General features: G+C 60.0%; 20 protein-coding genes and 1 pseudogene. 5 read left to right on the top strand and 16 right to left on the bottom strand.

Annotated elements, in window-relative coordinates; translation table 11 throughout:
• Positions 1 to 836: 836 nt before the first annotated feature.
• Entirely contained in the window at positions 837 to 1739 is a 903-nt protein-coding gene (locus PV407_RS10475; RefSeq protein ID WP_332089859.1) for a DMT family transporter, read from the top strand.
• A 209-nt stretch (positions 1740 to 1948) separates the two neighbouring features.
• Here the strand turns inward: PV407_RS10475 and PV407_RS10470 are convergent, their stop codons facing one another.
• Positions 1949 to 2179, bottom strand: coding sequence for a hypothetical protein (locus tag PV407_RS10470; protein WP_332089858.1), 231 nt, complete (start codon positions 2177 to 2179; stop codon positions 1949 to 1951).
• A gap of 500 nt (positions 2180 to 2679) precedes the next feature.
• Between PV407_RS10470 and PV407_RS10465 the strand changes: the two genes are divergently transcribed.
• The gene (locus PV407_RS10465; protein ID WP_332089857.1) at positions 2680 to 3336 is read left to right on the top strand and encodes a LysE family transporter; all 657 of its coding nucleotides are present in this window, start codon (positions 2680 to 2682) and stop codon (positions 3334 to 3336) included.
• Positions 3337 to 3469: 133 nt separating this feature from the next.
• Positions 3470 to 4663, top strand: coding sequence for an MFS transporter (locus PV407_RS10460; RefSeq protein WP_332089856.1), 1194 nt, complete (start codon positions 3470 to 3472; stop codon positions 4661 to 4663).
• A 161-nt stretch (positions 4664 to 4824) separates the two neighbouring features.
• Here the strand turns inward: PV407_RS10460 and PV407_RS10455 are convergent, their stop codons facing one another.
• The 8 genes and pseudogenes from PV407_RS10455 to PV407_RS10420 all read right to left on the bottom strand — a co-directional run bounded on the left by PV407_RS10455 (position 4825) and on the right by PV407_RS10420 (position 12902).
• Positions 4825 to 5919 (bottom strand): stalk domain-containing protein, encoded by a 1095-nt coding sequence (locus tag PV407_RS10455; protein WP_332089855.1) that lies wholly within the window; start codon positions 5917 to 5919, stop codon positions 4825 to 4827.
• 210 nt (positions 5920 to 6129) lie between these two features.
• A complete protein-coding gene (locus tag PV407_RS10450) occupies positions 6130 to 6459 on the bottom strand; it encodes a hypothetical protein (protein ID WP_332089854.1) in 330 nt (109 codons plus the stop codon).
• Positions 6459 to 8531, bottom strand: a complete 2073-nt coding sequence (locus PV407_RS10445; RefSeq protein WP_332089853.1) for a PrsW family glutamic-type intramembrane protease — start codon at positions 8529 to 8531, stop codon at positions 6459 to 6461. The genes PV407_RS10450 and PV407_RS10445 overlap by 1 nt, the downstream gene beginning before the upstream one ends.
• 270 nt (positions 8532 to 8801) lie before the next feature.
• The gene (gene arsC / locus PV407_RS10440; RefSeq protein ID WP_332089852.1) at positions 8802 to 9227 is read right to left on the bottom strand and encodes an arsenate reductase (thioredoxin); all 426 of its coding nucleotides are present in this window, start codon (positions 9225 to 9227) and stop codon (positions 8802 to 8804) included.
• Between the two features lie 35 nt (positions 9228 to 9262).
• Positions 9263 to 10575: pseudogene (locus PV407_RS10435) on the bottom strand (arsenic transporter).
• A 22-nt stretch (positions 10576 to 10597) separates the two neighbouring features.
• Entirely contained in the window at positions 10598 to 10921 is a 324-nt protein-coding gene (locus PV407_RS10430) for an ArsR/SmtB family transcription factor (RefSeq protein ID WP_332089851.1), read from the bottom strand.
• Positions 10922 to 11084: 163 nt separating this feature from the next.
• Positions 11085 to 11558: a GNAT family N-acetyltransferase gene (locus PV407_RS10425; RefSeq protein WP_332089850.1), complete on the bottom strand. Its 474-nt coding sequence runs from the start codon at positions 11556 to 11558 to the stop codon at positions 11085 to 11087.
• A gap of 129 nt (positions 11559 to 11687) precedes the next feature.
• Positions 11688 to 12902 (bottom strand): MFS transporter, encoded by a 1215-nt coding sequence (locus PV407_RS10420; protein WP_332089865.1) that lies wholly within the window; start codon positions 12900 to 12902, stop codon positions 11688 to 11690.
• A 153-nt stretch (positions 12903 to 13055) separates the two neighbouring features.
• Between PV407_RS10420 and PV407_RS10415 the strand changes: the two genes are divergently transcribed.
• Entirely contained in the window at positions 13056 to 13844 is a 789-nt protein-coding gene (locus PV407_RS10415) for an AraC family transcriptional regulator (RefSeq protein ID WP_332089849.1), read from the top strand.
• A gap of 901 nt (positions 13845 to 14745) precedes the next feature.
• On the opposite strand, the gene PV407_RS10410 is transcribed toward PV407_RS10415, so the two are convergent.
• From PV407_RS10410 to PV407_RS10380, 7 genes are all read right to left on the bottom strand, one after another.
• The gene (locus PV407_RS10410; protein WP_332089848.1) at positions 14746 to 15369 is read right to left on the bottom strand and encodes a YcnI family copper-binding membrane protein; all 624 of its coding nucleotides are present in this window, start codon (positions 15367 to 15369) and stop codon (positions 14746 to 14748) included.
• Positions 15370 to 15452: 83 nt separating this feature from the next.
• On the bottom strand, positions 15453 to 16127 hold the full coding sequence (locus PV407_RS10405; protein WP_332089847.1) for a response regulator transcription factor: 675 nt from the start codon (positions 16125 to 16127) through the stop codon (positions 15453 to 15455).
• A complete protein-coding gene (locus PV407_RS10400; protein WP_332089846.1) occupies positions 16124 to 16936 on the bottom strand; it encodes a sensor histidine kinase in 813 nt (270 codons plus the stop codon). The genes PV407_RS10405 and PV407_RS10400 overlap by 4 nt, the downstream gene beginning before the upstream one ends.
• A gap of 179 nt (positions 16937 to 17115) precedes the next feature.
• Positions 17116 to 18762: a copper resistance CopC/CopD family protein gene (locus PV407_RS10395; RefSeq protein ID WP_332089845.1), complete on the bottom strand. Its 1647-nt coding sequence runs from the start codon at positions 18760 to 18762 to the stop codon at positions 17116 to 17118.
• Between the two features lie 30 nt (positions 18763 to 18792).
• Positions 18793 to 19197 (bottom strand): DUF2203 domain-containing protein, encoded by a 405-nt coding sequence (locus tag PV407_RS10390; RefSeq protein ID WP_332089844.1) that lies wholly within the window; start codon positions 19195 to 19197, stop codon positions 18793 to 18795.
• Positions 19198 to 19278: 81 nt separating this feature from the next.
• Positions 19279 to 20079, bottom strand: coding sequence for a metallophosphoesterase (locus PV407_RS10385; RefSeq protein WP_332089864.1), 801 nt, complete (start codon positions 20077 to 20079; stop codon positions 19279 to 19281).
• 349 nt (positions 20080 to 20428) lie between these two features.
• Positions 20429 to 22159: a response regulator gene (locus tag PV407_RS10380; protein WP_332089843.1), complete on the bottom strand. Its 1731-nt coding sequence runs from the start codon at positions 22157 to 22159 to the stop codon at positions 20429 to 20431.
• Between PV407_RS10380 and PV407_RS10375 the strand changes: the two genes are divergently transcribed.
• Positions 22158 to 22511, top strand: coding sequence for a hypothetical protein (locus PV407_RS10375; protein WP_332089842.1), 354 nt, complete (start codon positions 22158 to 22160; stop codon positions 22509 to 22511). The genes PV407_RS10380 and PV407_RS10375 overlap by 2 nt on opposite strands.
• Positions 22512 to 22517 lie beyond the last annotated feature (6 nt).

The following is a 22517-nucleotide window of genomic DNA, read 5'->3' as shown; positions in this document are numbered from 1 at the left end:
TCCAAGAGGCTCTGTATTCCCAGCACAACACCTATCATGAGGCCTTCTGGTGACGGGCGGCCTCCACACTACAAAAAGTGACATTTTTACTGCTCAGTTAAGGTGACATTTTCACAGACGCTTGACAGGGACGGCAGGGACGGCAGGGACGGCAGGGACGGCCGACGGAGACGGCTCCGTCCGCAACGGCGCCCGCCCGCGCTCGCGGCCGATCGGACGATCCGAAGCGCAGCCGGTGTCGCAGGTTACTCGCTTGAGAAGCAACCTTCGTCGAGCAACCGTTTTCGCGACGTACCCTGACGTCTCCCTGCTTCGTTTCCGAGCCCGACTCCTCCGCCCTATGGCCGGCTGGAGAATAACTGGAATTCCTCCTGTTCCTTTCGACTCCGAATGGGCATGGGATTATTTTAGCTGGAAAAGCTCCCGTTCAATCTGCGCCGCTTCGGCAAAAAGCGCCATTCGGGCGAAGTTATCGGGAGGTTTTCCTTCTAATGCGGCAAGCAGCGGGGGAATCGAGAAAAATAACGGTAGGTTTTCCTGTACCTTTGCTTCCCCTCCCCCGGGTGCCATAGGGAAATCGGAATCGATGCGATCGGCCGCGTAGGCGGGCCCGGCCGCCCCCCCGCTCTCGCAACGGCCGACGCCGACCGACCGACCGTTCAGCGAACGGCTCGCGGCTCGTACAGGATGTACTTTACAGGCGCGGCCCGATTCCCTAATATGAAGCTTGGGCCTCCGTCCGGCCGACCGCATTCGTCGACGCGCCGAAGAGCCGCAAAGTTTGAAAAGCCGAAAGGGCGAAAAGTGGAAGAGTCCGATTAAAGAGGGGAAAACCGATGGGGAAGCAATCGTATTGGGACGCGGCCGGACTCGTATTCGTCGCGGCGGTTTGGGGAGCGAATTTCGGGGTGTCGCGGCTGGCGATGGATACGTTCGATCCGGCGCTGTTTACGTTTTTGCGGTTCGGGCTGACCGTGCCGTTCTTTTTCATTCTGCTCCGTCTGCGGGAAGGCAGCGTCGGCGTATCGCCCAAAGCGGCGCTCCAGCTCATGGCGATCGGGCTGTTCGGCGTTACGGCGCTCGAAATCGCGGTCATGTATTCGATCAAATATACGACGCTCGCCAACGCTTCGCTGCTGAACGTCGCTCCTTGGCCGATATTCGCGGCGCTGTTCGCCCCGTTTTTCGCCCGCGAGACGATGTCGCGGCGCCTTGTGGCGGGCGGTGCGGCGGCCATCGTCGGCGTTACGCTCGTTATCGTCGGAGGAGGCGAAGGCATCGACTTTTCGTCGCAACATATGATCGGCAATGCGCTCGCCTTCGGGGTCAGCATCGTAGGCGCTTTGTTCAACCTCGCCTGCATGCCGCTGATGAAGCGGTATTCCGCCTTGCGGGTCAGCGCCTGGTTTATTTTGTTCGGCAGCCTGTTTCTGTTTCCGCTTACGATCGGGTCGTGGGGCAAAGTCGATTGGGCCGGCTTGACGGCGGCGAACGGCTTCGCCGTGTTTTACAACGTCGTGTTCTGCACGGTCGTCGCCTTCATCGTTTGGAACCGGTGCATGTTCCGGATCGGGGCGACGCGGTCCAACTTTTTCCGTTATGTCGTTCCCGCCGCCGCCGTCGCGGCCGGCTATTTGATGTTCCGCGAGACGATCACGCTGTGGCAGGTCGCCGGCGCCCTATGCATGGCGGCGGGCCTCGTCTGGATCAGCACGGACAAAAAGGCGCGAGCCGATTAATATGGCAAGGAATCGATTGTCGCGGCTTTTTCCCACGGATTACGAGTCCCGAACATCGCCTATTTTTGCAAAATGACGGATTATAACCGAGAATAGAGGGTGCAAAAGACCGCTAATGCGGCAGCAAGCATAGGAGAAACGCCGAACGAAGAAAAACGGCCGTTGCCCAGGCGCCGAACCCGGGAGCGGCCGTTTTGGAGTACGTTGTTTTAATACAGCGACAATGCGAGCGAATCTTCTTCCCTGAAGCTGTGCAAAATCGCCTCTCCGCCGTCGATTTCGATGCTGATCAGCGAGGCCAAACATTTTTTCATCGCCGATTTGCCGGTGGCGAATTTCGTCTCCAGCGTCTCGAGCAGCAGCTTGAACGATTTCGGAGACGTGGCGTTTATGATGTATACCGGTATCAGCTTGTTTTGGAAATGGATCAATTTTTTCATGGCGACATCCCCCATCGAATAACGTTCCGGACAAGCAAGCTTCGCAGGGCGCCGCCGCGCGAGGCCCGTTCCCCGGGTGAAATCCCGCTTGAATCGCGAATATCGGGCTGAGCATCCGCTTCTTCGATATTCGATTTCCATGTTGGAACCATTTTAGGACACAAATATTAAAGCTACCTTAAAAAAGTGTAACATAAATTTGAAAATAATAAAAATTTCGATTTACGCATTTCCCCGGCGTTAAACCATCGATACGGCCGCGTTACGGCTTCGGCATAAAGCTTGCGCTCCAATTGCCGCAGCGCCTGCCTTACGCACAATTTGCGCGCATTGAGCGGCATTCCCGCCATTCCGCCCGGCGACGGGACGGAAAGCGCTCTTTGCACGCTCTCCGCCAGCTTCCGCCCTGCCGCGGCACGCCGCAGCGCCTCTCCCCGCCCGACGGGCTATCGTGTATAATACTTTTGTTGCCCGTTTCATACGTCGAGGGATGGTGTCCAATGTCGCCGCTGTACGGTTTCCTGCAAGGCTTTCTGCTCTCGCTGTCGCTTTGCCTCGATCTCGGCTTGGTCAACGCGGCGATTATGAAAACCGGCATCGAAAACGGGTGGAAGCCGTCGTTCGCCGTCGGCTTCGGTTCGTGCTTCGGCGATTTGACCTATATGTCGCTTGCTCTGCTCGGCGCCTCCGCCGTTTTCGAGCTGCCTCCCGTCCGATGGACGCTATGGCTCGCCGGGACGGCGGCGCTGCTTTATATGACGTTCAAAATGATCCGTGAAACATGGTTGCCGAAAACGGTCGCGGTCGGCGCCGCAGGCGGGTCGAAGCGGAGCTTGCTGCGCCACTGGCTGACCGGAGCCGGCTTGGCGTTCGCTTCGCCGACGTCGATCGTCTGGTTTGCGCTCGTAGCCGGCCCGATCGTCGCCGGCATGAATATCGGGGAAGGCGCCGGACTTGTATGCTTCGTCGCCGGCTTTTTTACGGCCGGCCTGCTGTGGTCGTTCGCCGTCGCTATTGTCAGCAGCCTGTCCGGAGCTTGGGCCGGCCCCGGCATCATTCGGGCGCTGTCGTTTTGCTCCGCCCTGCTGTTTATGTATTTTGCGGCGAAAGTGTTTTGGAACGGTTTGCAAGACGTACTGGCGGCCGTATCGCCATGATCGGATCATCCATGTTTTTTGCGGGAGATGTCCATTTGTTTTCGGCTTCGCCGGGAGTAAACTAGCTTCGTACGGGCGTTTACACCCGTGCCTGCGGCGGAGCATCCCCCGCATAGCGAAAGGAACCCCCGACATGAAGGCGACGACCCGCATTTATTTGGACGCCATGATGCAAAATATAAAAAGCGTGGCATTTTTTACGTACTTGGGCGTCCTGATCGCCCGGCTAGGCGCAACCGATTTCCAGATCGCTTTGTCCAATTCGCTCCCCGCCTTGTTCTGCGCGCTGTCGCTGGCGTTTCTCACCCGGCAGCTGCCCGTGACGCGGGGCGTCTTTTTGACCAGCGGCTACGTACGCCAAATCGCGTTCATTTGCATGGCGCTCTCCGTGCTGCTTCCGAATCCGCTGCCCGCGCTCCTCGTCTTTTGGTCCGTCAACGCCGTGGCGGTTATCGTGACGTCGGCCCAGCAGCCGGCCATCATGCGCCGCGTTATCGCGCCGGAGCAGTTTCCCGCCTTGTTCAGCCGGATTAAAATGATCGCCCTGTTCATCACGACATTCGGCGGCCTGCTGATCGGCTACGCGCTGGACGCCTCGGATTCGTATTTTCCGTACAATTACGTAGCCTCGATGCTCGTCGGCTGTCTCGCCACTTTTACCGGCATGTCGCTCATTGCGGGAATGGCTCCGCGCGAGAAGACGACCATTCGCCTCGCGAGGATTCGCCCGTTTCGGGAATGCGACCGCAACATTTGGTGGATGGCGCTCAACAATGCGGGCATTTACATGACGCCGTCGCTGTTCACGATTTATCACGTAAAGACGCTCCATTTGACGAATACGCAAATCGGCTATTTCGTCGTCACGGCCGGCGTCGTCTCGGCGCTCGCGCTGCCGCTCGTCCGCAGGCTGATGGAGAAATTCGGCACGTTCAAGCTGTATTCCGCCTCGCTGCTCGGCATGGCGCTGTGCGCGTTCCCTTACGGCTTGATCGACGCGTACCCGCTGCTCGTCGTCGCTCAGGCGTGGACGGGCTTCATGCTGGCGGTCAGCGAAGTCGCCACGCAAACGATGATGATGGAAGAGGCCGGCAAGCATAAAGCCGAGATGGCTTACTTTTCCGACTTCCAGCTCGTCATGCAGCTCGGCATGGCGATCGGGCCGCTCGCCGCCGGCGCTCTCGTCACGGCGATGCCGCTGTGGGCCTGCTTCGGCGTAGTCGCGCTGCTGCGGCTGGCGATTTTGTTTTCGCGCCCGCTTCTGCCCGGGCGGAAAGCGCGGCGGCCCGAGCAGGAAACGGCGGGCCTCGCGACCCGGCGCGGCTGAATCGGACCGGAAGCTGCATAACGCAAATCCGGAGGACTTCGGAGCCTGGAGCATGCCTCGGAAACCGTTTCGAATCGATCCGTTCGTATCGCCGCGACGCGAAGCCCGCGCAAAAAGCCCCTCGACCGATTGGCCGAAGGGCTTGTTTCCGTTTCTCGCGCTCAAGGCTCGATGACGATTTTGAGCGCTTTCGTTTGGGCCGGATACGATTGATCGACGATGCCGCCGTCGTACCACGCTTTCGCTTTTTGCCCGATCCGCACGCCGCCGAAGCCGATCCGCTCTCCCCCGCCGGCTTCGACGATATACCCGTCCTCGTTCAGGCCGACCCACATCGCGTCCGGCCTTCCGGAGCTGCCGATCGTCGTCTCGTCGACGATTAACATTCGCTCCCGCTCCGTATCGATTTCCGTAATGACGCCCGCGATATCCGCCCGCTTATCCAATGTGAACGGCTTCAGCTCGAGCGGAAACGGCAGCAGCCGGTTCAACTCCGCGGCTTCGTACACCGAACGGCGTAATTCCGAATCGGAGCGGCGTCTTTCGAAATTTTCGCTGTCGCGCGCTATAACCCTGAGCTTTCCTTGCCATGTATCGGCAGCCACGATTTTGATAGCATGCTTCGCCTCGAGATCGGCGGCACGGGCAAGCAGCTTGTCGCGGGCGAGCGTTAATCCGGCCTCGTCGACTTCGTACCGAATTTCGCCGTTTTCCCCCGCGTACGCCAAATAATAACGCGCGATTTGTTGTTCGTCCCACAGGATAAGCAGCTGCATCCGAATGCGGCCGCTTTTCAGCCCGTCGGGATCGGCCCACGTCTCGATCGATTGCAAAACGGCTTGAACCCGGTAACCGTCCCGGACCCCGATGTCGTAGCGCCACGCTTTCCCTCCGCCGTTTCCCGCGATTTCGACTTCTTTGTAGCCGTCGCCGAGCAGCCGAACCGTCTCCGGCTTCGACATGCCTGCGTTCATGTACATCTTCACGTACGTATAGTCCGGGTAATTGATATAGACCGTATTCGTTTCGTTCTCGTAGCCGACGGACGCCCCCATTTTTTCGGCTAAAAAACGAACCGGAACGTAAGCGCGGCCGTCCACGTTCAAGGCGGCAGCCCCGTCTTCCGGCGCCTCGCTTTTTCCGTTAACGACGAATTTGACGGGGAATACATACGCCCGAATCGCATCCGATGCATACGCACCGGTGCCGACCGCCAGGACCAGGCCGCACACCAGACCGAGTATAAATTTTTTCAACCTCTCCTCACCTCTGCGTCAATGGGATTATATAGCAATTAACGCAGACGGCTGGAAAAGGTTGCTCTAAGCGTATGAGGTAGATTATAAGGGACGCACCGCGACATAGGGTGTCATGGTGAAATTTCATGTGCAAAAGGCCGTCCTCCCGCCGCTCTTTCCGGCTTCGGACAGCCCTGCTCCGCGCCTGCACCATGCCTGTTGCGCCGGTCAACCGATATAAACGACGGCTCCGTCCCGCCGCAGCGCCTTGGGCAGCTCCGTCTCCAGCAGCTCGATCCGGCTCGCCAGCTTTTCCATCCGTTCCCCGCCACCCCGGCTTAAAGCCCACTGCTTCAACCGGGCCAATTCGTCCAAAACCGCGGGCAAATCTTCCTTCATGACGTCGACCCCGGTCGAGAAGAGGGGAACCCACCGCAAGCCCAGCGCTTCCGCGGCAGGCTCCCAGCATTCCGCGAAAAACGACTCCGCCGCGACGGGCACGCTGTATTTCCGTTCGAAATCGTCGGCCGGTTCGGGTATAAAAGCGCTAATGGACATCAAGGCTTCCCTCCAAACAAAATGGTGAACGTATAATCCGGAAACTCTTCTCTCAGCTTGTTCAAGCTGTTCTCGGCGGCGCTTCGAAGCTCCGGCGTGTCGCCGTCGAGCCGGAATACGAAATTGCGGATCGACTTGATCTTCTCCAAATCGGGTACTTCGGGCGACCCGTTCGCCGTCGGCCTGGTCGCGGCGGCATGCTCCGTCAAGTTGCGGATGCGCGTCCGCGTTTTCTCGAATATTTGCTTGTCGGTAAACTGCTGCGGCGTCTGCGTCGGCTTGCCCGTTCGCGGATTGATGCGGTCCAGCCCTTTCGCCGTCTTGTCTTCGTAAAAAACGCCTTTCTCCAAATCGATTTCGTCGAACTCGCCGATCGGTTTTCCGTTATGATCGACAATTTCGACCTCGTTATACGTTTTACCTGCCGCCGTCGACGAACGTTCGCCGTCCCCGTCGTCGGGCTTCGGACGTTTGCCCGGCACGCCGGCGTCCGGCTTCCGGGACCGGAGCTTGCCGACCAGCTTGCTCGCGTAGTCGCGCGCTTTTTTCCCTAACCATCCGAGCGCCCGGCCGAACGGAATCCGGCTCAAAATAATGCCGGTCGCCGCGGCCAGCGCATTGGAGGGCGTCAGCAGCTTCTTCGGGTCGCGGATGTAGCCTGCGATCGCGTGCCCGCCGCCGGCGATTCCCGCCACCGTCAGCGCGAAGCCGAGCGCCGGCCAAAATCCGACGAACAACAGCGCCAGCGCCAGCGCGCCGAGCACGATCGCGCCCTGCTCGTACCATTCCAGCCCGTCCCACCAATCCTGCAGCCTATCGAACATGCAGGCGAAGCATGCCGTTTCGCCGCCGGCCGAGATCGCGCCCATGCCCGCCAGCAGACCGGCGACGAGCACAACCGCCGCGAGTCCGGCCAGCACTCGGCTTAACGCTTTCACCCGCTCCCGGAGCGGCTCCTGCCGGCCGGCCGCCTCTTCGTTGCCGTACAGCAAATGGAAGCCGAGCTCCCGCCGCTCGCGGTAAAAACCGAGCCAATACGCGAATTTCCCCCGGTCCAGGAAAAGGGCGGAGGCCATGTTCCAAAGCTCCGAGAACGGATGGAGAAACCGCTCGTTCGGCAGCGCCGGAAGACGGCTTCGCGCCTTGTTCAGCGCCCAATAATCGGCTATGAGCGCTCCCGCCAGCATGAGGAGGAAGGCGGGCCGGGTCATGTATCCGTTGCCGGCGAAGGTATGGATATCGAACACCCAGCCCGGCAGCTTGTTTTGGCCGTTATAGGCGGCGTGATCGAGAATGGACCACAGTAACGCGATCAGCGGAAACAGGAACGTCCATGTCGTCAGTTTCGTCCGCAGCCGATAGGCGATTCCGCACGCTAGCGCGATCATGGCGGTATGTACCGGATGGCTGACGGTCATCAGCGTGGGAGACAGGCTTTCTTCGAAACGCCCGGGAAACAGCGACCACAAATCCCAGTGGATCGTCTTGCCCCCCAGCCGCGATACGCCGTAGCCGTAACCGGCGGCGGAGCTGATCCATCGGCGGGTGAGCTCCTCCATCAATTGAAAGCCGACGCCCGTCGCTGCCCCGATCAGCGTATAATCGCTCAAGCTCAAGGCGGAGGCGCGGCGCGAAAACAACAAAAAGGCGCCGAGCGGGAGCAGCTTCCACAGCTCCTCGAAAATCGGCGTCATGACGGCGACGGACCAAGTGTCGGACGTCGTACCGCCGAATACCGCATGGAGCGCGCCGATCGTAAGCGTCGTAAAGGGCACGACGAAGAACACGCCCGACAGAACGAACAGGACGGCCGCCTTCCACGGCAGCGTCTTGCTCCGGCATAAAAACCAAAATTGCAGCAGCGCGTAAAACGACCATGCGTATTGAACCAGCATCGTGCGAGACTGTTCGACGAACAACAAGCTGACGGCAAATGCGGCCAGCGACAGCCACGAAACGATCGCGTACGCCGCACGGATAAACGCATATCGGGCCATCCAATGTTGGCCCGTAAAGTAAACGGCCTCGAGCAAATCCCGGATTGCGTTTCGAACGGGCCGAATCGCGTTCAAGACGGTCGCCTCCTCGGGCGGCCGACCCCGTTCGAGCGCTGCGGCTCCCAGGACGGCGGTCCGGCCATAATGGTTGATGCTTTCGGATCGCCGCGCAGGTGCCAGTTCGATCCGCTGCATGTAATTATAGCCATTTCGTCTTTAAGCTGACAAAGGGCGTAAGCATCAGTAACCGGACGACTGCCGCTTTAAAAATCGACAAGTTTCGCATCTCCGTCCCGCCGGCGGCCCGCTTGTACGATCCGCAAAGCGTCGCCGGCCTCGCCGGAGTTATTTGCCTTCTTCCACAAAGCGGGCGATCCGGCTTTGGATCGCATCCCGCACTTCGCGGAATCGGGCCGTTATTTCTTCTTCCGTTCCGGTCGCTTTGGCCGGATCGTCGAACCCCCAATGCCATTTGACCGCATTCGGATTGGAGACGGCGGGGCAGTGCTCGTCCGCATGACCGCACAGCGTAATCACGTAGTCGGCTTTGTTTAACAGGTCCGGATCGATAACGTCGGACGTTTGGCCGCCAATGTCGACGCCGGCTTCCTTCATCGCCCGAACCGCGCGTGGATTGAGCCCGTGCGCTTCGAGCCCCGCGCTTTTCGCTTCGTACTTGTCGCCGCCCAACGCTTTCAGAAACCCTTCGGCCATTTGGCTGCGACAGGAGTTTCCCGTACACAAAAAGTACACCAGACGCTTTTGATCCACGTTGTTTTTTCTCCTTTTCTTCGATCGATAATAGGCTATTGATTCATGGTCCACCATTGAATGAACCCGAGCCATGCGTACAACCCGGTCAGCGTAATCAACAATGTCGGAACCGTCAGCAGAACGCCGATTTTAAAATAATACCCCCAGCCGATCTTCACGTTTTTCGCGGACAGCACATGAAGCCAGAGCAGCGTGGCCAGCGAACCGATCGGCGTAATTTTCGGCCCCAAATCGGAACCGATCGCGTTGGCGTAGATGAGCGCCTCGCGCACGAATCCTTCCGTTTGCGTCCCTTGGATGGCCAGCGCATCGATCATGACCGTCGGCATGTTATTCATGACCGACGACAAAACGGCCGCGATAACCCCCATGCCGACGGCGGCCGCGTACAGTCCGTGATCGGCGACGGCTTGAATGACGCGGCCGAGCGCATCCGTAAGTCCCGCATTTCGCAGCCCGTATACGACCACGTACATGCCGACGGAAAAAACGACGACCACCCACGGCGCCTCTTTGACCAGCCTCTTCGTATGAATGACCGGGCTTTTTCTCGCCGCGAACAGGAAGGCCGCCGCGGCGATTCCGGCAATGACGGATACCGGGACGGACAACGCCCCGCTGACGAAATAGGCAACAAGAAGAGCGGCCAAGATGAACCAGGAGAGGGCGAAAAGCCTCTTGTCCTTAATGGCTTCTTCCGGATGTTTTAAACGGGCCGCGTCGTACGTTTTCGGAATGCTTTTCCGGAAAAACAAATACAGCGCGAGGAGACTCGCCGCGATCGAAAAGAAGTTGGGCACGATCATCCGGCTCGCATATTCCGCAAACCCGATGCCGAAAAAGTCGGCGGAAACGATGTTCACCAAGTTGCTTACGACGAGAGGCAGCGATGCCGTATCCGCAATAAATCCGCCGGCCATGATAAACGGCAGTACCGTTTTTTCGTCGAACCGGAGCGCCCGAACCATCGCGAGCACGATCGCGTAAGGATCAAAGCGGCGCCGTCGTTGGCGAACAAAGCCGCGACCGCGGAGCCGAGCAGGACGACGAAAACGAACAGGAGCACGCCGTTTCCCCGCGCGAGCCGCGCCATATGCAGCGCCGCCCACTCGAAAAATCCGATCTCGTCCAGCATCAACGAAATGAAAATAATGGCGACGAAAGCGAGCGTGGCGTTCCAGACGATGCCGATGACGGTCCCCACGTCCGCGAAGCCGACGACGCCGAATGCTAGCGCCGCTATGGCTCCGGCGCCGGCCGACCAGCCGATGCCGAGCCCCTTCGGCTGCCAAATCGCCAGCGTCAGCGTCGCCAAAAAAATCGAGAAAGCGATGAAAGCCACCATGCGAAATATCCTCCAAAATCGGTCATGTGCAGCAGTCGTTCTCTTCGCAGACGGCGGAACGTATTTTATCTTTTTGCGAAGGAAGCCGCTTCAAAATGTCCGCGATATACGGCTTGTCCTCGATATGCAGCGAATAATAAACCCATTGGCCCCTTTTCGTTTCTTTGACGAGACCGCCGTCCTTTAATTTGCGCATATGCTGGCTAATATTCGGCTGACTCGTCTGCAGGATGTCCACGATTTCGCATACGCACAGCTCCTTCTCGTTCAGCAGGGCGATAATCGTAAGCCTGTTTTTGTCGCCGAGCAGCTTCAGGACGTCGGCGATTCGTTCGATTTCGTTCATCGCTCGTGCGGCACCTCCGATTTATTTGTATATCATTATATAATTAAATGATTATATATAAAAGTTAACGTTTTGCAAAAAGACGGCAAACGAAAAGAGGAGCCGCCGACAGGCGTACTCCTCCGTTTGGCACGTTTGGTTTCACGCTCCGACGAGCCTTCCGTCAAACCGCCAGGCTCATAACGAGCTGTTCCCCGTTCGGCCCCGTCCTTCTTCGGCCCGTATCGGTAAACCCGGCCTTTTCGTACAGCTTTTGCGCCGGAATATTCCCTCGGTTGACCGCCAGCACGATCTCGTCGCATTTGGCGAATTGCCGGTTGACGAATCGCTTTAACAGCCCCATCCCTTTCTTCGCATACCCTTTGCCCTGCTCGGCGTAATCGATCGAAAACGCCGAAAGCAGCATCGCGTTCGGATTTTCCGCATATTCCTTCACTTTCTCGCCGGAATGGAGGACGAAAAAACCGACCGGCTCGTTTCGGCCCATGATGACGATCGGGTGCCGCTCGCCTGTTTTTTCCAGCATCCCGACCGGCAGCGCCGTAAATTGCTCCTGTTGTTCCGGCAGCCGAAAAGCTTGAAGACGCTCCAAATGCCCCGCTTCATAAAATTGCAGCTCCACGTCGTTCGAATGCATGTATCCGACCTCCGCACGTCATGATCTATTCAAGATCATACCACAAGAATGTATGTTCGCAAAAGCGCGGCGAACAAGCTGCCGTTGCCGGCAGCCCGATCGCGGAGCGGCGCCCCGATCGGCGGCGCATTAGCCGCGCTTGTCCTTCGGCAGCATGAAGGCGACGACGCCGAGCAGCGGCAGCAAGGCGCACAGCCGAATGACGAGCGAAACGGAAGTCGCGTCCGCAAGCCAGCCGAGCGCGACGGAGCCGATGCCGCCCATCCCGAACGACAGCCCGAAAAAGAGTCCGGCCACGGTGCCCACCTTGCCCGGGAGCAGCTCTTGCGCGTAGACGATAATGACCGAGAAGCCCGACATCAGGATGAGCCCGATCGGCACGCACAGCAGCAGCGCCGCGGTCGGACCCGCGTAAGGCAGCAGCAGGGCGAACGGCGCGGTGCCGAAAATCGAAAACCAAATGACGCTTTTTCTGCCGATCCGGTCGGCCAGCGGGCCGCCGAACAGCGTGCCGAGCATGCCGGCGAACTGCAGGACGAACAAGCAGAGCTGCGCGTCGGCGAGCGGCCGCCCGTACCGCTCCATGTAATAGAACGAATAGAAGCCGTTCATCCCCGCCAAATAAACGAACTTGGAAAACAGCAGCAGGATGAGCACGCCGATGACGAACGCCGCCTTCCCCCGGCTCGTCGTCGCCGCGGTCCGATCCGGCTCCGTACGCGAATGTTCGCCGGCGGCCGCGCGCAGCGCCCGTTCCCGGAGCACGCGCGGCTTGTACCAGCGGCTGACGCCGAATTGGATCGCCATCCCCGCGACGGCGAACAGCGCGAACCAAAGGAAGCCGTGCTGCCCTTTCGGCGCGAGCAAAAACGCGACGAGCAGCGGACCGATCGCCTGACCGGTGTTGCCGCCCACCTGGAATATGGACTGCGCCAAGCCCCTCCCTTTGCCAGCGGCCATATGCGCGACGCGCGACGATTCCGGGTGAAGCACCGACGAGCCGATGCCGACGGCCGTCACGGCCAGCAGCAGCGCGGGCAAGCTTGCGGCGAAAGCGAGGCCGAGCATGCCGGCGAGCGAGAACGCCATGCCGGCGGGGAGCAGGCCCGGCATCGGCCGTTTGTCGGTATAATAGCCGATCAGCGGCTGCAGGATCGATGCGGTGACGTTCAGCACGAACGCCACCCATCCGATCTGGCTGAAGCTCAAATTCATTTGCTGCTGGAACAGCGGGAAGCCGGCCGGGATAACCGTCTGCATCGCATCGTTCAGCAGGTGCGCCAGGCTGACGCCGATCAGGGCGTACAGCGAATACGAACGCGTTCGTTCGGCCGCTTTCTCCATGGACGTCGGAAGTTGTGTTTCGGTTTGCGGCTGCATGGAAGTCGCCCCTCTTCGCTTTTTTATTTATCGTAAAAAAAGCGTACGGGTGCTGTCGCCGCGATTGTTGCTACGAAATCGCGCAATTTTTGCTATACTGGCATCAGGTGAACGACTATGCAAATCCGCATCGTAACGCCCGCGATGGAGCTGTGGCGAATCGAGGACGAATTTACGAACGTCCCCCACAGTCACGAAGAACGGGTACAATTGACCGTGCCGATTCGCGGCACATGCCATTTTACGCAGGAGCGCCGGAAATACCGGCTCGACGAAGGCCGCGCCCTCGTGCAGCATCCGCGCGAGGAGCATCATTTTCGGATCGGCGACAAGTCCGGCGTCATCATCATCCAGCTGCAGACGAGCCGGATGGCGGGCGGCTTATCGGCGGACGATTTCGCTCCGATGCCGCATATAAACGCCCGGGAGCTCGGCGCCCGGTTTCGGGAATGGGCCGGCGAGCTGCTGCTGCGCGACCCGGCGGATCCGCTCGCCCAGCAGGAGACGGAGTCGCGCGTCGCCTCTTACATGAGCCGCGTGCTGACCGGAGCCGCCCCGCCCGGCGGAGACGCGCTTCCCGCGCGAAGCAAGGACGATCCGCACGTCGCCCGCGCGATCGAATATATCCGGGCGCGCTTCCGCTCGGCGCTGACGGTCGACGAGCTGGCGTCGGTCGCGCTGCAAAGCCGGTACCATTTCATCCGTTCGTTCAAAGCGGCGACCGGCTTGTCGCCTTACCAATACGTGCTGCGGCTGCGGATCGAGGAAGCGAAGCGGCTGCTGCGGACGACCCGGATGTCGGTAACCGACATTAGCCTGCACCTCGGATTCGCGAGCACGAGCCAGCTGCACCGGGCGTTCCGGAGCATCGTCGGCGTAAGCCCGGAGCGGTTTCGGGCGCTGTAGCGCCGTTGCCGTCGTTAGCAGTCTTGGGAGACTCGCGATTCCGTATGAGAAAACCGTCTATCGACGTCTTTCGAGGATGAGCGCAAACCGTCGGCTTCCGAAACGTAACGGACGCCACGGCGCTTATTTCGCGAAAATCGGCCGTTTTCCGATCGTAACGGACACCACCTGCGCTTATTGGCTCCGAACCGCCGTCCAAAAGGGGGTTTTTCGCCAAATAGCCGCGCCTGTGTCCGTTAGAAATAAAACAAGCCGTTATTAGGCGCAATAGCGGCCGCCATATCCGTTGGACACTTGAAGCTTAGGCCCGCCCCGCCGACGCCCCATGCTCGCCCCATGCTCCAACTCCCGACGCCGCCGGCACAGGTCAACCGAGCCGATATCGCCGTTTCCCGCCGCGGACAGCAGGGACCCGCTCCGGCTTCGGCGCTTAAGCGAAAGTCGGGACGGAAAGTCTTTTCTTTGCAAACCGATTTGTACGTCGAAACGACGGCGCATCGGGTAACGAACTGGAAATGCTCCCGCTATTTTCGGTCGTTTCCCGTTTCCGGGCAAACCAACGGGAAAACGTCCCGCTACATTCGTCCAAACCGCGCTTTTCGCCGATTCGGCGCCATTTTATCTGGAGCTTTTCTGAGCTTTTCCAGGTATTTCGACACGACGCCACAAGGAGAGCGAGTTAACCGGAGGTTTTCCCGTTCGTTCGATATTCGATTCCAACCGCCCGGCAGGATACGGAGAAGCCGGACGCAGAAACGAAAGGCGCTGCTCGCCCCACGCTTTAGCATCCTCTCCGTTTATAAATCCTAATACTAAAAAAACCCGTCCTCGCGAGCGTTCAAGCTCGCATAGGACGGGCTTCGTTTCCGCACGCGCCGTTCGTTCGGCCGGCGGCGCAGCCTTACTTCGCTTTTTTGAGCAGCGACACGATCAGCGCCAGCGCGCCGAGCACGACGGCGGCGATCGACAAATAGAGCGGCGTTTTCGACTCGGCGGAAGCGCCGGCTGCTTCGGCCGGAGCGGAAGCGCCGGTATCGTGGCCGTGCGAGTCGGCCCCCGGCGCGGCGGCCTTCACCTTCGTCACCGACGCCGGTTTGTCCGAGCCTTCCGCGCCGACCCATTCGACGACGCTGCCGTCCTTGTACGTCTGGTACGCCTTCCACGACAAATCTTTGGCGTCGTTTTCCACCTTGCCGGACATTTTGAATTCGCCGAACTCGGTCGCTCCGAGACCTTCGCCCGTCGCCGTCCAGACGACGCTCGTGATTTTCCCCGAGCCGTCCTTCGTCGTCGTGTAGGTCCAGCCGAACTTCGGCTCGAACCGCGATATGGTGACGCCCGCCGGAAACCTCACCTCCACCTTGACGGTGGCGATTTCTTTCTCGGTCGGCACGCGAACCGTAAACACTTCGTATTTGCCCTGCGACGTTTCGTTCGGCAGCACGGTTACGTGCGCGCTCGCCACCCCCGCGAACATCATCATCGCGATCAGGCAGACGGCGAGCAGCGTTCCTGTCTTTTTCATCGGTATGCAGCCCCTTCGGTTCGAGTTTGTCTCCACGTATCAATGTAACCAAAAAGCGGAACGGTGAGAATGACTCGACCGGGCTATTTTCCTTCGCGTTTTTGACCGAACTGTGTCAGTCCTTGCCGGACGGCGTACGCGGTCAGCTGAACCCGGTTTTCCAGCTTCAGCTTGTCCAAAATATTTTTAATATGGTTTTTTACCGTATTTTCGGCGATGACGAGCCGCTCGGCGATTTGCCGGTTCGTGTCGCCGGCCGCGACGCAGGCGATCAGCTCCCGCTCCCGCGGCGTCAGCAGCCCCGAATCCGGCTCGGGTACGGTCGCCCCGGCTCCGCCCCGAAAATGCTGGAACAGCTTGTCCGCCATCCGGCGGGACACTTCCGCGTCGTCGTCCAGCAGCGCGCGCAAATAGTGCATCCAGTCGTCGGGATCCATATTTTTGAGCAAATAGCCTTGCGCCCCGAACTGAATCGCCGTAAACAAATCGGCCACATGATCGGAGACGGTAAGCATGACGACGCGGACGTGGGGATACAGCTGCTTGATGCGCCGCGTCGCCTCGAGCCCGCTCATGTCGGGCATGTGGATGTCCATCAGCACCAGATCGGGCTGCAGGTTGCCGCACAGCGCGATCGCTTCCTCGCCGCCGGACGCTTCGGCGATCGTCTCGAACTGCGCATCGTCGTCGAGCAAGCCGCGAATCGCTTTCCGGGCCAGCGGATGATCGTCGGCAATCAATACGCGATAAGGGGTCATCCGTTTGCACGCTCCTTCCCGCCTTCGATTATCAGCTCCGTGCCGCCGTCCTCCAGCGGGCGTACATGAAAGGCCGCGCCCAGCTCGGCGGCCCGCTTGCGCATCATCGAGATGCCGTATTTGCCCGAATCCGCCGCGGGAGCTTGCATGCCCTTTCCGTTGTCCCGGACGGCCAGCGTCCAGCGTCCCGTCTCGCCGTCATAGGCAAATTCGAGCGTCGCCCGGTCCGCCTCGGAATGTTTGCGAATGTTCGTGAACGCTTCCTGGACGATGGCGAACAGCTGCACCTCCTCGTTCGAGGTGAACAGGCCGTCGACCCATTCGCCCTGCCGCTCCGCCTCGACGCCGGAAATGGCGCTCCATTCGCGCAGCCAGCGGCCGACCCGGTCGGGAAACGAAACGCCGTCCTCCGGCAGCGAACGGAGGTTGAATATCGCCTGGCGCAGATGGTGATCGATTTCCGCCACGACCGAACGCGCCTCCGCCGTTTTTCCCTGCTTCAGCTGGACGTTCAAAAAAAACAGCATTTGCGCGATATTGTCGTGCAGCTCCCGCGCCAGCCGCTCCCGCTCCTCGTAGACGGCGCGGCGCGACCGCTCGGCGGCGATCGTTTCGTTCATCGCCTGAATTTTGCGGAACATCCACGTCGAGAACCAGTACGACAGCAGAAGCGTCAGGACGATAATATAAATATTGCCGACCTCCATCGACAAATAATGCAGCAAAAACTCGTGCCGGATCAGCTCGAACCCGCCGATGACGACGGCCGGCAGCAAAATCGTAAACAACTTCAATCGTTCGAACGACATAAGCTCCCTCCCTCCCGAGCATTGTTTTCGTCCCGCGCCGACGAACCCGTGCGACCCGACCCGGCCCGATCCGACCCGATCCGATTTCGCGATGCGCCCCGTTCCAAAAAAGCTCCCTGCCGCACGCGGCTTTCTCCGCATCGGCAGGGAGCCCTTCGGCTCTTCGCAACGTGTGCTGCTCAGTATACTCGTTTCACGGTCGTATAGACCGTCTCGTCGTCGTTTTTGTCCATAATGCGCACTTCCATCTTCCAGTTGCCGGGGAACGGGATGAACGGCCCGTCGGCTTTATAGCTGTGCTGCTCGTACGTCTCGTCGGCCGTATAGCCCGCGTCCGGCTGCTCGTTCGTATGCTCCGCAAGCGGAATTTCGATCGGCGCGACGTCCGGCTTGTCCGTATCCTGCAGCTTCAGCAGCACCTGCTTCGGCTTGCCGAGCTCCTTCGTCAGCCATATGTCGATGCGGAACTGGTTGTCGCCGGGCACCATCGGAGCGACCTGCACGGTCATATGCGGCGAGCTCGCCGTCTCGCCCATCTCGTGCCAATAAAGCGGCTCGTTCGGCGGAACCGGACTGATGAACGTGAGCAGCGAGACGAGCACGACGATGATCGCCATCGCCCCGAAGTCCATCCGCACCATGTCGCGAACGTCCTTCTCTTTGCGCTGCCGCATCGCGAGCCGGATGCCGAGGCCGAGCAGGATGACCAGCACGACGAAGACGACTTTCGCGATCAGCAAAATGCCCCACTGGGAGTAAAGCAAATAGCGCAAGCTCGGCAAAAACAGCAGCGTCGTAGCCGTTCCGGTCAGCGCCAGCGCGACGATCGCAAGCAGCGCGGCGTTGGAAAATTTGGGCAAAAACCCGTCGACCCACGCCTTGTTCTTTTTCCATTGCGGCACGATCAGCAGCAGCCCGCCGACCCAGACGGCCGCTCCCAGCAGATGGACGAAATCGAGCGATACGGTCAGCCAAATCGGATCGTGCCCCATCGCATGGCCGTTCACGCTTTTCGCCGCCAGCAGCAGACCGACGACGAGCGCGTCGCCCGCTTTCGAGCGGCCGAGTACGGCAAAGCCGATCAGCGCCAGCACGAACGCGGCCAGCCACGATCGGCCGACCCACGTGCCGGTAAACAAATCGACCAGCTCGCCCAGCCCCTGGTCGCCGAGCAAATCTTGGTAATGAAAATAAACGAACGCGATCAGCGCCAAAAAATGGGCGCGCTGTACGCCGAGCAGGCCGCTGCGGTACGTCTCCGCGATCGCGGAATGCCGCAAATCGGCGAACGCTCCCCACAGCGCCCAGCCGGCCAGCGCCAGCAAACCGAAATAATACGCGATGCGCGACAAATATTTCAGCACGTCGTACACGCTCATGTCGGCCGACAGCTGATGTCCCGCGTGCAAGGACGAAGGATCGCCGACGATCGCGCCTTCCGCGCCGGGTCCGATCGACAGCACGTACGTCCCTTCGACCGGATGGCCGTCCGCGGATATGACGTGGTACGTCACCGTATAGCGGCCGTTGCCCAGCTTCGGCAAATCGAGCGACATCGTTTTCTGGTCGGCGGAAAGCGCCGCCTTCAAGTCCGGCAGCGCCCGGCCGATTTCGTCGAATACTTTAATATAGTAGAGCTGCGACTCGAGCCGTTCGTTGAACGTCAGCTCGATGCGGGGAGGCGATTCGTTCAACTGGCTGTTCGGCTCCGGCACCGCCTTCGTCAGCACGGAGTGCGCGGAAGCCGGCGTCGGCGCGGCGAACGCGCAGACGAGCAGCAGCACCGCCGCCGCGTATAACCATCTGGCTAGCTTGTTCGTGTACAAAGTTTCGTTCTCCTCGTTCCTGTAGTCCCGTCAATCTTCCTCGATCAGCTTTCTGCCGGCGAATCCGTCGCTCAGCCCGTGCCAATACGAAATTTTTTCCTCGCCGAGCCGCCAGCAGAGCAGCACTTCCTCGCCGCCGCGCAGCGAAGGAAAATCGACGAGACCCATATCCAAATCTTTCAGCTGAGCGCCTTTCATATGAATGCTTTGGACGAGCGTCCGGGCTTCGATCTGCATGAATTCGAGCTCGCTCTCGAGCGTAAAGTACGGATCCGGCTGTCCTTCGCGAGGCGTTCCGAGCTGCTCCTTGAGCAGCCTCAGCTGCATGAACCGACGCTCGAACTGCTGTTTGATCGATTGAAGCTGGTCGATTTCTTGGCGGATGGTCGGCAGCAGCGCGTTCGCTTCCTCCAGAGTAAACCACTTCTTCTCCATCGATAACGCCTCCTCCACGTAAATTGTACCAAAGTTGATGCGCGTGGTCCAAGCGGGCGGTCTTGAACGATCTATGAACGTTTACCGGCTTCCGACGACCCGGATCAAGGCGACCTCCGGCCGGCAGCCGATGCGAAACGGAAGATGGATCGTGCCGAGCCCGCGATTGACGTAGAAATAACGGCCCGGTCCGAGCTTTTTCATGCCGGTATGGTAACGGGCGTACCGTCCGAGCGCCTTGCCCAGGAAGCGGATTTGTCCGCCGTGCGTATGTCCCGCGAGCAGCAGCTCGAAGCCGATCGAACGCTTGTCCAGCCAGCGCACGATGCTCGGCGAATGCGCCAGCATGAGCCGGAACGTCTCGTCGATGTCGTCGAGATGGGGGGCGTACTTCTCCGAGCCGTACAGCGAATTGTCGAAACCGTATACAAAAATGTCCGACTGCTTGATGCGGATCAGCTCGCCTTCGTTGGCCAGCACGCGCATGTTCCGGACGCCGATATCGCGCAGCACGGCGACATACTGCTCCTCCGTGAATTTGCGCCGCCGAAACCGTTTGCGCTCCTCCCGTTCGTGATTGCCGGGAACGAAAAACAAATATTCGCAATCCAGGTGGGCGAGCTCCTTCATCACTTCCGGAAGCTGGTCGAGCCGGTTGAACAAATCGCCGGTCACGCATACGATGTCCGGTTTGAGCGAATCGACGATTTCGCCGATCGTGCCGGTCCAAAACCGGGTGCGTCCGTGCAAATCGGAAATTTGCACGATCTTCAGCTCGCCCTTGATCCGGTCGGATTCGATTCGCGTCTCGACGACCTCGGCCTTCACGGTCTCGTAAAACAAATAAATGAAAACCGCAACCGCGGCTAATAGAAGTAGCACAAATATCAATGTCATTCCCCTTCCGGTCTGAAAAATGGTTCCGTCTTCGCCGCCGCGGCCCGCTCTAGGCGGCCGCAGCGGGTTCGTTCGCCGGCGCGTCGCTTTGCGCCTATCCCTCCTCTCGGGCGTCTGCTATCTAATATTCTATCACGTTCGGGCTGCCATTGACGACAAAAATAGGAAAATGCTGCATGCGCAGACATCGAAAAACGGAACCATCGCCCGAACGTCCCGCCCGATGCAAGAACAGCCTCCAAGCCGATTGCGGATCGGCGAGGAGGTCTTGACAAACGTAACGGCAAACTCGATGAAACGCGGTACTCCGCCTCGAAGCGAACCCGCCGGGCGTTTACGGCTGCGGCTCCGTTTCCAGCAGCCGGCTCACCCGCAATTCCAGCTCGACCAGCGAAAACGGCTTCGACATGTAATCGTCGGCGCCGAGACGCAGCGCCGCGGCGACATCCTCCTCGCGTTTTTTGCCCGACAGCATCAGCACCTTCGGGCGCCGGAGACGGCCGTCCGGGTCCGCCTTCAGCCGCTTCAGCACCTCGAATCCGTCCAGCTTCGGCATGACGCCGTCCAGTATGCACAGGTCGACGTCGTGCTCCGTCAAATAGCGCAGCGCCTCTTCCCCGTCGGCCGCCTCGGTGACGTCGACGGACAGCTTTTTCAGCCGGGCCGCCAAGATGGAGCGGAGAATGCCGTCGTCGTCCGTCACGAGCACCCGCTTCGGCTTCGTCCTATCGTCCGGCGCCGGCCGTATCGCCGCCTCCGGCGAACCGCCCGCCAGCACGACGCGGTCGCGGCCTTCCTGCTTCGCCCGGTACATCGCTTCGTCGGCGAGCGCGAGCCATTGCTTCGCGGGCAGTCCCGCCGGCCATTCCGCGACGCCGCATGAAAACGTGACCCGAATCGACAGCCCTTCGTGCTGGGCGATCGGCTGCCGGCGCGCGAGCTCCAGCGCGTCTTCCATCAGCCGCGCGGCCTGCCCGCCGGTCGTGTTCGGCATGACGGCGACGAATTCTTCGCCGCCGAAGCGGGCGACGAAATCGGTCGGGCGCAGTTGCTGCTGCACCAAATGCGCAAGCCCCTGCAGGACGAGATCGCCGACGGCGTGCCCGTACGTGTCGTTCACCTGCTTGAACCGGTCGATATCGAGAAAGGCGATCGAAATCGGCGCCGGATACCGGGCGAGCCGCTGCAGCTCCAGCTCGAGCTGATGGTCGAAATAACGGCGGTTGAACGCGCCGGTAAGCGGATCGCGAAACGCGAGCTGCTCGAAATTTTTCGTCCGCGACAGCAGGTTGTATATACGCGCGGCCAGCTCGTCGTATTCGAACGGCTTCGTCACGTAATCGTTCGCTCCGAGCATCAGACAGCGCACTTTATCGCGAACGTCGCTGCGGGCGGACAGCACGATGAGCGGAACCCATTTCAGGCTCGGGTCTTCCTTCAAATAATCGAACAGCTCGTAGCCCGACTGCGGAAACAGCATCAGATCGAGCAAAATGAGATCGTACGCGTTCTCCCGCAGCTTCTGCTTCGCCGCCTCCACGCACTCCGCTTCGTCGACCGCATAGCCGTCCAGCTCGAGCCGGCGGACGAGAAACGAGCGCAGCACGTCGTCGTCGTCGACGACGAGCAGCTTGTCGGCGCGGGCTGCGCCGTACTGCCGCGGACCGTGCTCGTTCGGCTCGCCCGCGAGCAGCTGGCGCTGCAGGACGCTCCATTCCATCTTCAGCTGCATCAAGCTCGTCCTGCCGTTCGCGACGCATTCGCCAACGGAGGGCCCGGTTGCCGCCCCGTCCAGCGTCCATTCCCATTCGTCCGCCAGCCGCCCGGCCGCGGCGCCGACGCCGGCGAAGCCGAATACGGGCGCGCTGCCCTTCAGCGTATGCGCGTATCGATACAGCTGGGCGGGAAGCGGACCGTCGAAGCTTTCCTCCATTCGATCAAGTAGACGTTCCATCTCGCGAATTTGTTTATGCATTTCTTCAAGAAACCGGGCTTTGCCTTCCTTCATCAGGTTGTCGCTTTGCATCGTTTTCTCGTAACGGTCCAGCTCGCGCCGCTCATTCATGCTACTTCACTTCCACCTCGATTCTATCCAGTCTCACTTTCACTTCGGCGACTCGGATACCTTCCTCCTCCCGACAAATACGCGGCAGCGGCGCTCCGCCGGCCTTGCCGCGCAGGCGTTTGCCCGCTTCCGCTCCGTTTTTTCCGGCATCGCACCGAGCAATTCCTTCCCCGCTTATTGCTCGCTTGCCGCCGACTTCGGCTTCCGCAATCGAGCGGCCTTTTTCCGCAAGCGTTTTCGCAAGAAGAAAGCGGAGGGCCGTTTCGCCGTCGGCGGCAGGATCCGTTTGCCCGCCATGCCGCCTTTCGCCGCCCTTCGACAATCTTCGTTATTTTCGACTCGATCATTATAGCATCTC

Source organism: Paenibacillus sp. GYB003 (assembly GCF_036577625.1).
Classification (GTDB): domain Bacteria; phylum Bacillota; class Bacilli; order Paenibacillales; family NBRC-103111; genus Paenibacillus_AB.
Note: the sequence above shows the minus strand (reverse complement) of the source record. Positions and strands in the feature narration are given on the sequence as shown.